Raw genomic sequence first — 14,979 nt, 5'->3', positions numbered from 1 at the left:
TCTTACTTGAGAACCAGCTCGTTCAGGGCGATCAGCAGGCCAAGATAGATCAGCGGCAGCAGGATCGACACCAGCCCATAAATGACAAAGCGCACATCCTCGCGTGACAGGACCATCATCCCGGCAAACAGGACCAGGGTGGCCGGCCAGGCCACGATCGACAGGGGCGTCAGGATCAGCGGCGCCCAGCGCAAGGCAGGCGACATGTAGACTGGGAAAGGAATGGTGACATCAAATCCCAGATCTTCGTCCGCCTCCTCGTCTATGCGACGAACCACCAGCCAGAAATGACGCAGGAACCCGGCCGCGAACAGGAGCCCGATGGTCAGATAGTCCTTCCAGAAGGCGGTAAGCTCGAGCTGTAGAAGCTCGAACACCCAGCCAAACAGGAATGCGGCGACTGGCCACAGCCAGGTCTGCACGAACTCCGCCCATCCCCCGAGAATGGTGCGGATCATGTCGGTCCAGAAGATCAAATCCTTGAGGACATTGGCCAGCGTCAGCGCGCCGCCCACACCGAGTATCTGCTGAAACCCGACCAGCCCGACCGTGCCAGCCCTGCGGCGTCCGAACATCATGCCCCCCTTGTCGGCCTGCACTCAACGAGGCGCAAACCTTAACCCGAGGCCCCGGATCTGGCTGTCACCGCATGGCAACACATGGCGCGCGGGCTGCCAGGGCAAACAGGCATCGCTCGCCAGAAAGCCCGAAGGGCGGTTGTGCGCCTTCGTGGCGGAGGCTATCGCTCAGCCAACCGATATCAGAGGAGGCCTGCCCATGATGCGCTTTGTCCTGAGCTTTGGCGCCGCGATGCTGCTGGGAGCCTGCGAGGCGCCCACCGATACAGCCACGCCGGCCAGTGAGGCCTCCACGCTGCGCATCGCTGCCTGGAATATCGAGCACCTCACCGCTGAGTTCGGCGCAGGCTGCGCCCCGCGCGACGAGGCCGGTCTGGATCGCGTGGCCGATTACATCCGCCAGGTCGATGCCGACATATGGCTCCTCCAGGAGATCGACGGCGAGGCCGCGCTCGAGCGCGTGTTCGGCCCGGGCTGGTCCTTCCATGTCGAGGAGCGCCCTGCCTCTGGCGATTATCCGCTGTGCCGCGGCCGCGATGACGGCTCGCGCCTGCGCGCCCAGAACACCGCCATCGCGATCCGCGACAGCCTTGCCCACGTGCGCCTGCCTGATTTTGCGCAGCTGGATGTGCGCGGCTCAGGCCGGATGCGCCACGGCGTGGCGATCTCGCTGGCGGAGGGCGAGCCTCTCGACATCATGAGCGTGCATCTCGCTTCGGGATGCCATCAGGGCGACACGTCCAATGTATGCCCGACCCTTTTTGCGCAGGCGGAGGTTCTGGAAGACTGGGTGGATATGCGCAGCGCCTCGGGGCGCGCCGTTGTCGTCGGGGGTGATTTCAACCGGCGCTTCGAGATGGACGGCGACGAGGTCTGGCGCGGGCTTAATGACGGCGATCCTTACGCTCTTCATATCGCCGGCGCCGGCATCCGTCCTGCCTGCGATCCGCGCTACAGCGAGTTCATCGATTTTCTGGTGCTCAACGAGCACGCCTTCACCCGCAAGGTGATGGGATCGTTCGCTGAGACCACATTCACCGAGACAGGCCCAACGCGTCCCTCCGACCACTGCCCTATCCTGGTGGAGATCGCCAGATAGGTGAGCCCACACCTACTATCCCGCGCCGCGAGCATCCGCGCAGCGCCCTGTTGAGGACATACCATGGCCCCTGCCAACATCGACCCGAATGACCTTCTGTCGAGCGCACAGGGCATCGATGTGATCGGCGATATTCATGGTCATCTCGCGCCGCTCGAGCGACTGCTTCTCGAGCTTGGCTATGACCGCATGAGCGGGATCTGGCGCCACAGTGAGGGGCGCAAGGCCCTGTTCCTGGGAGACCTCGTGGACCGTGGCCCCAGCAATATGGGCGTCGTCCAGACCGTAAGATCCATGGTCGAGGCCGGCGAAGCGGTCTGCCTCATGGGCAATCACGAGCTCAATGCGGTGCATTTTTCCATGGAGGACCCGCAGGTTCCCGGCCGGCATCTGCGCGCGCGCAGCGACAAGAATATTGGCCAGCACGTGGCCTTCCTGCGCGAGTATCATGCGGGGCCAGAGGCGCGCGACCGCATGCGCAAGGACCTCGCGTGGTTCGCCAGCCTGCCCCTATGGATCGAACTGCCCGGGCTGCGCGCCGTTCATGCCTGCTGGAGCCAAGCCCATATCGATCGCCTCGCAGATCCGCTCGTGCTGGCTGGACCAGACAGGAGCGACGTCTGGCAGGAAGCGGCCGACACCGGGCGCCCCCTTGGAGAGGCGGTCGATGTCATCCTCAAAGGCGCCGAGATCAAACTGCCCGACAACGTCAGTTTTGAAGACAAGGACGGCCATGTCCGTAAGGAAGCCAGGCTCAAATGGTGGAGCGAAGGGTCGAGCTGGCGCGACGCCGTTATCGGCACAGCCCCGCTCTATGACGCCATTGCCCACCTTGAGGGCTCACCGGACAGCGCCCTGAGCTATGGCGATGACGAGAAGCCGGTCTTCTTCAGTCACTACTGGATGTCCGCCAGAAACGGAGCGCCCGAACTCACCCGCTCACCGAATGTCTGCTGCCTTGATTACAGCGTCGCCCGGCCAGGCGGCCTGCTCGCCGCTTACCGTTGGGACGGGGAGGAGACCCTGTCGAGCGAGCGCCTGATGTGGGCGAAAGGGACGATCTGATCGGTCGCGGGGCCGGTTTTCGCATCCCTGCTTTCTTCCTCGCTGCGCTTGGATAGCACGCCGATAGGCGTGGCGCGTGCGCTGCAGGCCCGTCATGGTCCCGGTTCAGACCCGGGAAAGCGATGATGAACCCACTTGCCTCACATCTCATGACCCCTGCCGAGCGGCGCGCGGCTGTCTGCGACCTGCTGGCGCTGGGTCTCATCCGGCTGCGCCAGCGCCAGCGCGGCGCGGCTTGTGACAATAGTGGAGACGTTCGCCTACACTGTGCGGCCACCCCATGGCGTCATGCAAATCCGGACCAGACGGAGAACGCATGACCACACATGACCCCATCCCCGCGCGCCTCGCGGCGCTGAAATCGACGCCCACGCTGGAACTCAAGAAGCAGTGGCGCGACCTGTATGACAGCGAGGCGCCGCCCTTCAACCGCCGCTATCTCGAGACCCGCCTGGCCTATCGCATCCAGGAGCTTGCCTATGGCGGGCTTAAACCTGAGACCCTGCGCAGGCTGGAGCGGCTGGGAGAAGAGCTCGACGGCGGCAACATCACCATACGGCGCATCCGCGCCGATCTCATGCCCATCGCCGGCACGCGGCTGATCCGCGAATGGCAGGGGGTCGAGCATGAGGTGACCGTCACGCGCGGCGGGTTCGAGTGGCAGGGCCGGCCGTATCGTTCGCTCTCCGCCATCGCGCGCGCCATCACCGGCACGCGCTGGAATGGCTGGGTGTTCTTCGGCCTCAAGAACGCAAGGGCGCGCTCATGACCCGGCCAGATGACACGCCAGCCACGCCGCGCAAGCTGCGCTGCGCGGTCTACACCCGCAAATCCTCCGAGGAAGGGCTCGATCAGGCATTCAACTCCCTTGATGCCCAGCGCGAGGCCTGCGAGGCCTACATCGCCAGCCAGCGGTCGCAGGGCTGGGTGCTGGTGCGCGATCAGTATGACGATGGCGGAGTGTCTGGCGGCACGCTGGAGCGCCCGGGCCTGAAACGGCTGATGACTGACATCGAGGACGGGCTCGTTGATGTGGTCGTGGTCTACAAGATCGACCGTCTCTCCCGGTCGCTGGCCGATTTTGCCAAGCTGGTGGAGGTGTTCGACCGCAACGGCGTGACCTTCGTCTCGGTCACGCAGTCGTTCAACACCACCACGTCCATGGGGCGGCTGACGCTGAACATCCTGCTCAGCTTCGCCCAGTTCGAACGCGAGGTAACAGCCGAGCGTATCCGGGACAAGGTGGCCGCCAGCCGGAAGAAGGGCATGTGGATGGGCGGCCTCCCGCCCTACGGCTACCGCGTCGAGAATCGGAAACTGGTGGTCGACGAAGAAGCCGCAACGAATGTGCGCTGGATCTTCGCCAGCTTCCTCGAGATCGGTTCCTGCACGGAACTGGCGCGCGAGGTCGGCGCCCGCGGCATACGCACCCCGCGCGGGAACAGGATCGACAAGAAATACATCTATCGGATGCTCAGCAACCGCGCCTACATCGGCCAGGCGGTCCACAAGGGCGAGAGCTATCCTGGCGAACACGACGCGATCATCGACCGCGAGACTTGGGACCGCGTGCACGCCATCCTGCAGGAGAGCCCCAGAAAGCGCGCCGCACGCACTCGCGCCGACACGCCCGCGCTGCTGAAGGGGCTGCTGTTCGGGCCCGATGGCGCCGCGTTCTCACCGACGCATACCCGCAAGGGCGACAGGCTCTACCGCTACTACGTCAGCCAGACAGTCCTGAAGCATGGTGCCGGGTCATGCCCCGTGGGCCGCGTGCCAGCAGGGGAGATCGAGGCCGCGGTCATCGACCAACTCCGTGCCGTGTTCCGGCAGCCTGAAATTGTTGCGGGGACTTGGAAGGCGGCGCGTGCCCACGCCGACGACGTCTCCGAGGCCGACGCCCGCGCGGCGTTGCAGCGGCTCGATCCGCTGTGGGACGAACTCTTCCCCGCCGAGCAGGCGCGCATAGTCACGCTGCTGGTCGAGCGCGTCGATATCGGCACGAACGGGCTCAACTTCCGGCTCCGGATGGACGGCCTCGGAGGGCTCGCGCGCGAGATGCTGTCTGGCAGCATCGGAGCAGCGGCATGACCCGCCCGACGGCGGTCCCCGAGACGGTTACAATCCACGTGCCATTCCGCATCGTGAAGCGCGGAGGGCGCAAGGAGATGCAGATGCCCGACCGTGTCCGACCAGAGCGAACGCCGGACAACACATTGGTCAAGGCGCTGGCACGCGCCTTCCGGTGGAAGCGCATGCTGGATTCCGGGGAGTTTGCCACCATCGCCGAACTGGCCGGGCGAGAGGGGATCGCACCATCCTACATGACCCGCGTCCTGCGCCTGACGCTGCTAGCGCCGGACATCGTCGAGGCGATCGTGGACGGGAAGCAGGGGCCGGAGGTGACGCTGTCGCTGACGCTAGAGTCATTTCCCACAGCGTGGAACGAGCAGCGCCAGCGCTTTTCGGTAAGCACCGCAGCCTGAACTCCCTCCAAAAAAACATCGCGCGAAGGGGTTGATCGTCAACACGCGTATAGTTTATATACCCATCATCAAACGATTCTGGTGGGCGCTCTTGTCCCGTCAGCTCAACGAGGGCCTGCCATGCGCTGGGGTGTCGAAAAACGGTTGGAGTTCATTGAGTTCCGCCTCTTCTGGGAGGGCGGGATCAACCGCGCCGACATCGTCGACCAGTTTGGCGTCTCCGTGCCCCAAGCCTCCAAGGACCTGACACTCTACGAGGACAAGGCACCCGGAAACCTAATCTACGACAAGAGTGCCAAACGCTATAAGGCGGCTGATGAATTCAAACCCGTGTTCATGCAGCCCAATGCGTCCACGTACCTCGCTCATCTGCGCGAGTCGAACGGGGGAGCATCTGGTGTGACCGAGGCCTGGCTTGCATCGGCACCCGAGCACGATGCTCTGCCTATTCCACATCGGCGCGTGGAGGCTGGCATCCTTCGCGATGTCCTCAAAGCCGCGCGGGAAGGCCACTCCATCGAGATCTTCTACCAGTCGATGAGTGCCAAGAAGCCTGCCCCCGAGTGGAGGCAGATTTCACCCCATGCGCTCGGCAATGACGGACTACGCTGGCATGTCCGTGCATTCTGTCACGTCGATCAAAAGTTCAAAGACTTCATCTTGTCACGATGCATGAAGACCCGAAAGCATGGACTGTCGGTCGCATCCGCGAAGGAGGATAAGCTTTGGCATGATCGCTTCGCGGTGGCGCTCGCGCCCAATCCAGCCTTGAGCGAGAGCCAGCGGTCGATCATAGCCCAAGACTATGAAATGAAGGATGGGCGCACCGAAGTGATGGTGCGCAAAGCACTGCTCTACTATTTCCAGAAGCGCCTCCGTCTGGATGTCGCCGACAAGCTGGATAACCCCCACGAAATCCCGGTCGTGGTGGCCAATCGTGCTGCATTCGACGCCGCTCTTGCGGAGGCGATGGCATGAAGTCTCTCAATTTTGAAATCCTGCGTGACGGCTGGCCCGAACTTGCTGGCCTTGGCGGATTTGCGGAGTCGTATGCTCACGCAGACCCAGCAAGCGCGCTCGTCAAGCTTCGCCTCTTCGGCGAAAACCTGACGAAGGACATCTACCGCGAGCTGGGGCTCCCGAAGCCGGACCTGCCCACATTCGTCGATCTCTTGAAGAACGACGCCTTCATCGCGATCACTCCGAAGGTCATCCTCGACAAACTTCACGCGTTGCGGATGCACGGCAACAAGGCCGCGCATGGCGAACCCGTGAGAACCCAACATGCGCTCTGGCTCATCAAGGAAGCATACGATCTGGCCCGCTGGATGTGTGTCCGATACGGGCAGGCGAAAGCGGACCAGCTTCCCGCCTTCCAGCAGCCAGCCATTCCAGGTCAGGTCGAGGAGCGGGAACGGCGCCAAGTCCTCGAAAAGCTCGCGGCTCAAGAAGCGCAGATGGATGCGTTGCTTTCGGAACTCGAGGAAGCCCGCGCGAAAGCAACCGTTGCTCAGAAGGAAGCGGCTGAGCTCAAACAGCTTGCAAGCTCAGCACAGGCAGCAGCCGATGAGCTGCAGTTCAGCGAGGCAGAGACCCGAACGCGCCTCATCGATAGCATGTTGGCGAGCGTCGGCTGGGATATCGCAGACGGCGTCAAGAGCACGACGCAGGTGGGCAAGGAAGTAGAGGTCGACGGCCAACCTACGACCACGGGCATCGGTTACGCCGATTACGTGCTCTGGGATGACAACGGGAACCCTCTGGCCGTTATCGAGGCGAAGAAGACCTCGACTGATGCCGAGCTTGGTCGGCATCAGGCAAAACTCTATTCCGATAGCCTTGAAAAGCGATATGGCCACCGCCCTGTCATTTTCTACACGAATGGCTTCGACATCTGGATCTGGGACGACGCGCAGGAATTCCCTCCGCGGAAGCTCTATGGCTTCTACTCGAAGGACAGCCTTCAGCATCTGGCCAACTACCAGAGGCAAAATAAACAGCCTCTCGACACAGTCGCGATCAGCGATCAGATCGTGGATCGCCTGTACCAGCTCGAAGCGATCAAAAGGGTTTCCGAGCGTTTTTCGCAGAAGCACCGTCGGGCGCTAGTGGTTCAGGCAACCGGCACAGGCAAGACTCGCGTCGCGATAGCGCTGACGGACCTTCTGATCCGGGCCGGTTGGGTCAAGCGGGTCCTGTTCCTTTGTGACCGGAAGGAACTCCGGAAGCAGGCCAAGAACGCATTCAACGATTTCCTTTCGGAGCCCACGCGGATCATCACGTCGCGCGTCAAGACGAATGCCAGTGAGCGCGTCTTCCTTGCGACCTATCCCGCTATGCAAAAGGTCTTCCAGTCTTTCGATCCCGGCTTCTTCGACCTCATCATCGCGGATGAGTCTCATCGAAGCATCTACAACGTATACGGAGACATTTTTCACTATTTCGACTGTCATCAGGTTGGGCTTACCGCGACGCCAGTCGACTTCGTCACGCGCAGCACCTTCCGCCTCTTTGGGTGTGAAGGTCAGCTTCCAACGTCGAATTACGATCTCGCGCTGGCGGTTCAGGAGGGCTACCTGACCCCATTCGAGGTTTATGAGCACACTACGCAGTTTCTCCGCGACGGCATCACCCTCGATGGCCTGTCGCCCCAGCAGATCCAGGAACTCGAAGACCAGGGGGAGGATCCGGCGCAGTATGATTTTTCTTCGGAGCAGATCGACAAGGTCATCTACAACAAGGACACCAACCGCGCGATCCTCCGAAACCTGATGGAAAACGGGATCAAGGATGCGACCGGACAAATACTTGGAAAGAGCATCATTTTCGCGCGAAACCATCAGCACGCGATGCTGATGCGTCAGCTCTTCGATGAAATGTATCCGCAGTACGCCGGGAAATTCTGCCAGGTGATCGACAACTACGATCCCCGAGCCGAGCAGCTGATCGACGATTTCAAGGGCGACGGCACCAACAACGATCTGACCATCGCGATCTCGGTCGACATGCTCGATACTGGGATCGACATACCGGAGATCGTGAACCTGGTTTTTGCGAGGCCTGTCAAATCGCCAGTAAAGTTCTGGCAAATGATCGGCCGCGGCACGCGTCTCTGTCCGGACCTCTTCGGACCCGGCCAGCACAAGAGTGTTTTCCGCATCTTTGACCATTGGGGCAATTTTGCCCGCTTTGAAATGGGCTATCGCCCTGCCGAGCCCATGCAGAGCAAACCGCTTGCTCAGCAGGTTTTCGAGGAGCGGCTGAATGTTGCCGAGATCGCCCTCCAGAAGAGCGAAATCGCGGCTTTCGACGCCGTCATCGATCTAGTGACAAAGGACATCAATGCCTTGCCGGAAGAGTCCATTGCCGTTCGGGAGAAATGGAAAGAGAAGCGCGCGCTATCGCGCCCCGAGGTTTTGAAGGCGTTCGCGCCGACGACTGTCGCCAGACTACGCCAAGAGATCGCACCTCTGATGCAGTGGCGAAACATCCGTGGCTTCAGCGACGCCCTTGCGCTCGACCTTCTCATAGCGCGGATGCAGATCGCCGTGCTTCGTGGCTCGGGAGAGATTGCCGACCTGAAAATCGAGCTCCTTGATCGCTTGGCATCCCTTCAGATGCACCTGAACCCGGTGCGCGAGAAGGCGGAAATCATCAAGAGCGTGAGATCCGACAGCTTCTGGAAAAATGTAGTGGTCGCCGACCTGGAGAACGCACGCCTCCAACTTCGCGAGATCATGCATCACCGCGCCAAAGGTGGCTCGCAGGGCCTGCCTCCGAAGGTGGTCGATATTACCGAGGATGCCGGGCAGATGAAGATCGCCCGTCGCTCGGCAAGCCTGAAATCCGTAGACATGAAAGCGTACCAGCAGATCGTCGAAGCGGAACTCAAGAAGCACTTCGAGACCAACCCGGTCCTGAAGAAGATCCGTGCCGGCGAAGCCGTGACCGACCGCGAAATCGATTCGCTCGTGGCGCTTGTCCTGACCCAGCATCCGGATGTCCGGCGAGAGCATCTTGAGGAGTTCTTCAGCGAGACCGCTGGTCCGCTCTACCTCGCGATCCGAATGATCGTGGGCATGGATCCCGAGGCGGTGCGGGAGAAATTCACTGCCTTCGTCCAGAAGCATCCGAAGCTGAGCGCGAAGCAGACGCGCTTTCTAGCGATGCTGCAGAACCACATCGCGCGCTACGGCACGATTGAGGTCGAGCGGCTCTACGACGACCCCTTCACTGTGGTCGATGCCGACGGACCGGACGGCGTGTTCGAGGACGAGGCTGACCTCACCGATCTCATCAACATAGTGCGCTCCTTCGGCCCCCTGGCCGAGGAACGCCCCGACGACAACCCGAACGAGAGGAAATCATAAATGGTCACGGGTGAACTCAAGCGCCGCGTCGACGCGCTCTGGACGGAATTCTGGCAGGGCGGGATCACCAACCCGCTGACGGTGATCGAGCAGATCACGTTCCTGATGTACGCGCGCCTTCTCGACATCAACGAGGCGCGTGACGAGAACCGCCAAAAGCGGACGGGCAAGCCGTTCCAGCGCCGCTTCAAGGAGGACGAGCAGCACCTCCGCTGGTCGCAGTTCCGGCACCTGGGATCCGACCAGATGCTGCCCCTGGTGCGGGACAAGGTCTTTCCGCATTTCCGCTCCACGGTGGCCAGCGGCACGGCTTTCGCGGAGTTCATGAAGGACGCGCAGCTGATGATCCAGAAGCCGGGGCTTCTGGTGAAGGCCGTGAACATGATCCACGAATTGCCACTGACAGAGGGCGACACCAAGGGCGACCTCTACGAGTATCTGCTCAGCAAACTGACGACGGCTGGCATCAACGGGCAGTTCCGCACGCCGCGACACATCATTCGGCTGATGGTCGACATGCTGGAGCCCAAGCCGACCGACGTCATCGGCGACCCGGCCTGCGGCACCGGCGGCTTCCTCGTCAGCGTCATGGAATACCTGCTCGAGACCTACACCTCGCCCGAGGCTGTGATCGAGGAGAAGGACCCCGAGACCGGCGCGGTCGAGAAGATCTTCACTGGCGACTTGCTCGAAGAGCACCGCGACCACATCCGCAGCAGGATGTTCCACGGCTTCGACTTCGACGCGACCATGCTGCGGATCGCGGCAATGAACCTCATGCTGCACGGAGTCGACGATCCTGACATCCACTATCAGGACACGCTCAGCACCGGCTTCACAGACAAGTTCCCGAAGCAGGCGAGCGAGGGCTTCGACGTGATCCTCGCCAATCCGCCCTTCAAGGGCAGCCTTGATTTCGAGGACGTACACTCGGGCCTCCTGCGCCAGGTCAAGACGAAGAAGACCGAGCTGCTGTTTCTCGCGCTGATCCTGCGCATGCTGAGCACCGGCGGCCGGTCCGCGACCATCGTGCCCGATGGCGTGCTGTTCGGCTCCTCGGGCGCGCATCGTCAGCTGCGTCAGCTCCTGGTGGACCAGAACCAGCTGGAAGCCGTGATTTCGCTGCCCAGCGGCGTGTTCAGGCCCTATGCGGGCGTGTCCACCGGCATCTTGGTCTTCACCAAGGGCGGACGCACCGACAATGTCTTCTTCTATGACGTCGAGGCCGATGGTCTATCGCTCGACGATAAGCGGGAGCCCGTGGCCGAGGACGATCTGCCTGACTGCCTGGCCCGCTGGCGCTCCCGCGATCCGGCTGCGGACCAAGACCGGACCTCAAAGGCGTTCTTTGTCTCAGCCGCCGAGATCAAAGAGGCCGGTTACGACCTATCTCTCAGCCGGTACAAGGAACGCGTCTACAAGGAGGAGGACTATGACCCGCCCCATGTGATCCTTAGTAGGATGAAAGCACTCAACCACGAGATTGCCGACGACTTGGCTGAGCTTGAGGAAATGCTCGGATGACGCATGCTGTTCAATTGGGCGACATCATTCAGCTTCGAAAAGGCAAGAAAGCCACAGAAGTTCATGACCAGCGCGTCAACGGTGCCAAGCCTTACATCCAGATCGATGAAGTGCGTGGGGCTACGCCCCAGAAATATGCTTCTGATGCAAAGGGCGTGGCAGTAACGTCGGCCGATCTATGCATTGTCTGGGACGGCGCGAATGCTGGCACCGTCGGATACGGCGTCGATGGCATGATTGGCAGCACCGTAGCCAGAATGCGTATCAAGTCGCCAGAGGAATGGGACACAGAGTTCGTTGGCAGACTTCTTCAGAGTCGATTTCGCCAACTTAATGACGAGGCACAGGCTCGTGGAGCCACGATCCCGCACGTCGATAAATCAAAGCTGGAAGAGATTGAACTGCCTCGGATTGATCGATCCGAGCAACAGCGGATTGCCTCCATCCTCGCAAGAGCTGATGGCATTCGGCGCAAGCGCCAGAAGTTATTGAAAGCGAACGGTGATTTCGTCAGGTCTGCTTATCTGCATATAGTCGGACACCTCAACCCTAGACATGGCGACTGGGAGCCGTTCACGTTCGAGGCGCTTGCCGTTGATCGGAAGGGCGCGATCCGCTCGGGACCATTTGGCAGTGCGCTACGCCACGGCGAATTCGTGGATGAGGGCATCGCGGTCCTAGGTATCGACAACGCGGTGCAGAACAAGTTCGCCTGGGCCGAACGGCGCTTCATCACGCCGTCAAAGTACGAGGAACTGCGTCGCTACAAGGTTTTCCCGGGCGACGTGATTGTCACGATCATGGGCACCACCGGTCGCTCCGCCGTCGTGCCGGACGACATCCCCGAAGCCATCACGACCAAGCACCTCGCGACAATCACCTGCAATAAGGAACTGATCCACCCGGAAGTACTCTCCTTCGCGATCCATTCCGATCCGCTGATCATTCGCCAGATCAAGTCCTTCAATAAGGGCGCGATCATGGACGGATTGAACCTCGGAATCATCCGAAAGCTCGAGATCAACCTGCCTCCGATAGAGGATCAGCTCCGGTTTGTCGCGATGCTGCGGAAAGCCCGAGCTATCGAGGCGAGTTCGCAGACACCAGAAGGCTCTGGTGAGGATCTTTTTCAATCCCTTTCACAGCGCGCTTTTCGCGGGGAGCTTTGAGGTGCCGCCATGCGCTTGACCCGGATCGAAATTGAGAACTTCAAAGGCATCGGCTCGCGGCAGCGTATCGACCTGCGGCCCATAACGCTGCTCTTCGGCCCGAACAGCGCAGGCAAGAGCACGATCCTCCAGGCGCTGCACTACCTGCGCGAAATCCTTGAGCGTGGAAATGTCGACCCGGACCGGACGATCGCTGGCGGCCTAATTGACCTTGGAGGCTTCGCAACGCTGGTCCACAACCATGAGCTCGACCGAACTGTGACCCTGAAAGTCGTCCTTGACCTCTCGGATGAACAGGGCTCAGAGGGCCTGTCACTGAACGCTGGTCTATCGATCGGCGAGCCCGAGTTCGCAGAACTGCTCGTTCGATACCTGGTCGGAGAAAGCGACGAGTATCGCGACTATGCGATCGTGCAGAACATCGGACTGGCAGTCGACATCCGCTGGAGCGCGCTGGAGCAGGCGCCTTACGTCTCGCGCCTCGCCATCGAACTGGACGGAGAACCGCTCGCAGCCATCGTGTCGCCACCATCAGAAGGCCGGGCGCAACTGACCGACTTCAACTTCAAGCATCCGCTACTGCAGCAGGCCGTTCATCCGGACGACTACGTGACGGAAGACGAAGCCGAAGAGATGGGCATGCAATCGGCTGAGGAGCTAGGCATAGCGGACGACCACTCCGAGGTATTCTTCACTGCGATCTGGGAACTGTCGCGTGAAGTCGCGGCCGACCGTTCGACGCCGAACACTCCAGATGATCAGCTGCGGATCGCCGTCGGCACCGAGCTGGGCGCACTGCCTCGGCTGGACCGCGACCTCATCCTCGATATCCGCGACCCGGACGTGAAGAAGGCCGAACTGGAGGAGCGGACACCGCGCGTCAACGGCCTTCGGGCGCTTCTCTCCGAAATGATCCTCGGCCCGGTACGTCTGGTCCGAGATCACCTGATGCAGATGACCTACATCGGCCCGCTGCGCGACATCCCCACGCGTAGCTATCGCCCGCAAGCCTCACCGGACGAGGCCCGCTGGGCCCACGGGCTCGCTGCCTGGGATCTGCTCTACAACGACCGCCGCGGCGACCTCATGGACGAGGTCAACGTCTGGCTCTCCGGCGAGGAGCGGCTGAGAACGACTTACAGGCTGGAGCGGGTGGAGTTCAAAGAAATCCCGGTTCCCAGCGCCATGCACCAGATGTTCGAGCGGGGTCTCAACGAGGACGATATCGGCGAGTTGCAGGAGCTCTACTTGAGCCTCGCCACGCGGACGGAGATCGCCCTGCGGGACTTCGAAAAGGGCATCCTGGTTGCACCGGGCGACGTGGGCGTCGGCATTTCGCAGATGGTCCCGGTGATCGTCGCCTCATTGCGCAAGCAGGACGGCGTGCTCGGAATCGAGCAGCCGGAGCTCCATGTCCATCCCGCCATCCAGGTCGGCATGGGCGACCTGTTCATCAAGGCTGCGACCGGCGGCGAGAACAAGCTTACCTCGGGAAAGACCCTGCTCATTGAGACGCACAGCGAGCACATCATGCTGCGGCTGCTTCGCCGTGTGCGGGAGCAGACTGACGGTGAGGTTCCTCCCGGCGTGCTCGGACTGACGCCCGATGACCTCTCTGTGATCTACGTCGAGTCTTCGGTCGAGGGGGTCCGCTTCCGTCCCCTCCGCGTGAGCCCAGACGGTGATTTCGCAGACCGATGGCCAAACGGCTTCTTCGCGGAACGGGCCGAGGAACTGTTCTGATGCTGTCGGAATACGCGATAGAGCCTGCAGCCATCGGCGCGGACTGGCGAACCTTCAAGGACCTGATCGACCGGTTCGGCGCCGACAAGGGTCGGCTGATTTCACGTCTCCCGACCAAGTGGGAGAAGAAGGTCATCCAAGCAGCAAAAGAGGCTGGCGTGCCGGATGTTCGCATGTCCAGCATCGTCGAGCGTTTGCGCGACTCGAAGCATAAGGTCGTCGATTTCAATCGAGTCTATGAACATGAGGCAGACTGGATGGACAACGCCCTGCGCGAGCATGCCGCGCGACCTTTCAAAGCAATCATATGCGACGCTGGCAAGGCAACCTGCGCAGAGGCAATGCATCCAGACGATTGCTCCGATGGGCATGCGCTCTTTAGCGCAGTGAGAAGCTGCAGCGTGAGGAGAACCGCAGACGAAATTGCCGACGCCCTGAATACCTTTGCTGCAGTGTCTACAGAGGTCGACATCGTCGATCCCTACTTCGATCTTCGGCCAGCTGAGGGCAACTATCTCGCCCCACTTGTATCTCTGCTTGATCGACTTGGAGGAGGGCCTTGGCCGCCAAAAGTTATCAGAGTTCACTTCCGCGATCATGGTTCTCGCCCCCCGCCGGAACTCGTTGCTCGAGACGGGGCCGTCCAGATCAAAGGACGACTGCCACCAGGCTACTGCTTGGAGCTATATGCGTGGTTGGAGATCAGGGGCGGTGAAGACTTCCACGACCGCTTCGTTCTGACAGAGTTGGGCGGCATTATGATTGGCGCGGGCCTATCTGCAGCGGGTCCCACTGAGTCTGCTGCATTCACCCTCTTGGACTTCGAACACGCTCAGGGTCTTCGCAACAGATTTGCGGACGGATCGACCGCCTATGCGCGCGCGGGATATGCTGTCCGCATCCGTGACGACGGTAGCACCGAGCTATTCTGACGGTGAGAGTTCG

General features: G+C 61.3%; 12 protein-coding genes. 11 read left to right on the top strand and 1 reads right to left on the bottom strand.

What is annotated here, in order from left to right:
- Positions 1-2 precede the first annotated feature (2 nt).
- Positions 3-578, bottom strand: a complete 576-nt coding sequence (locus tag L2D00_13475) for a hypothetical protein (GenBank protein ID WBQ12846.1) — start codon at positions 576-578, stop codon at positions 3-5.
- Positions 579-777: 199 nt separating this feature from the next.
- Here L2D00_13475 and L2D00_13470 point away from each other — a divergent pair, with 199 nt between their 5' ends.
- The 11 genes from L2D00_13470 (at position 778) to L2D00_13420 (ending at position 14,966) form a co-directional block, all read left to right on the top strand.
- A complete protein-coding gene (locus tag L2D00_13470) occupies positions 778-1,677 on the top strand; it encodes an endonuclease/exonuclease/phosphatase family protein (GenBank protein ID WBQ12845.1) in 900 nt (299 codons plus the stop codon).
- Positions 1,678-1,740: 63 nt separating this feature from the next.
- Positions 1,741-2,742: a metallophosphoesterase gene (locus L2D00_13465; GenBank protein WBQ12844.1), complete on the top strand. Its 1,002-nt coding sequence runs from the start codon at positions 1,741-1,743 to the stop codon at positions 2,740-2,742.
- Positions 2,743-3,058: 316 nt separating this feature from the next.
- Positions 3,059-3,511 carry a DUF2924 domain-containing protein gene (locus L2D00_13460; protein ID WBQ12843.1) on the top strand — a complete coding sequence of 151 codons (453 nt, stop codon included), beginning with the start codon at positions 3,059-3,061 and terminating at the stop codon, positions 3,509-3,511.
- Complete coding sequence (locus tag L2D00_13455; protein WBQ12842.1) at positions 3,508-4,833, top strand: recombinase family protein; 1,326 nt, start codon at positions 3,508-3,510, stop codon at positions 4,831-4,833. The genes L2D00_13460 and L2D00_13455 overlap by 4 nt, the downstream gene beginning before the upstream one ends.
- A gap of 83 nt (positions 4,834-4,916) precedes the next feature.
- The gene (locus L2D00_13450; GenBank protein ID WBQ12841.1) at positions 4,917-5,228 is read left to right on the top strand and encodes a hypothetical protein; all 312 of its coding nucleotides are present in this window, start codon (positions 4,917-4,919) and stop codon (positions 5,226-5,228) included.
- Between the two features lie 120 nt (positions 5,229-5,348).
- Positions 5,349-6,206, top strand: a complete 858-nt coding sequence (locus tag L2D00_13445; protein ID WBQ12840.1) for a WYL domain-containing protein — start codon at positions 5,349-5,351, stop codon at positions 6,204-6,206.
- Positions 6,203-9,598, top strand: coding sequence for a DEAD/DEAH box helicase family protein (locus L2D00_13440; GenBank protein ID WBQ12839.1), 3,396 nt, complete (start codon positions 6,203-6,205; stop codon positions 9,596-9,598). Before L2D00_13445 ends, L2D00_13440 begins: the two co-directional genes overlap by 4 nt.
- The gene (locus tag L2D00_13435) at positions 9,599-11,122 is read left to right on the top strand and encodes a type I restriction-modification system subunit M (GenBank protein ID WBQ12838.1); all 1,524 of its coding nucleotides are present in this window, start codon (positions 9,599-9,601) and stop codon (positions 11,120-11,122) included.
- A complete protein-coding gene (locus L2D00_13430; GenBank protein ID WBQ12837.1) occupies positions 11,119-12,291 on the top strand; it encodes a restriction endonuclease subunit S in 1,173 nt (390 codons plus the stop codon). The genes L2D00_13435 and L2D00_13430 overlap by 4 nt, the downstream gene beginning before the upstream one ends.
- Positions 12,292-12,306: 15 nt before the next feature.
- Positions 12,307-14,034, top strand: a complete 1,728-nt coding sequence (locus tag L2D00_13425) for an AAA family ATPase (GenBank protein WBQ12836.1) — start codon at positions 12,307-12,309, stop codon at positions 14,032-14,034.
- Positions 14,034-14,966 (top strand): hypothetical protein, encoded by a 933-nt coding sequence (locus L2D00_13420; GenBank protein WBQ12835.1) that lies wholly within the window; start codon positions 14,034-14,036, stop codon positions 14,964-14,966. Before L2D00_13425 ends, L2D00_13420 begins: the two co-directional genes overlap by 1 nt.
- Positions 14,967-14,979: the final 13 nt, after the last annotated feature.

The sequence above is a fragment of the Hyphomonadaceae bacterium BL14 genome, from assembly GCA_027627705.1.
Classification (GTDB): Bacteria; Pseudomonadota; Alphaproteobacteria; order Caulobacterales; family Maricaulaceae; genus Oceanicaulis.
Note: the sequence above shows the minus strand (reverse complement) of the source record. Positions and strands in the feature narration are given on the sequence as shown.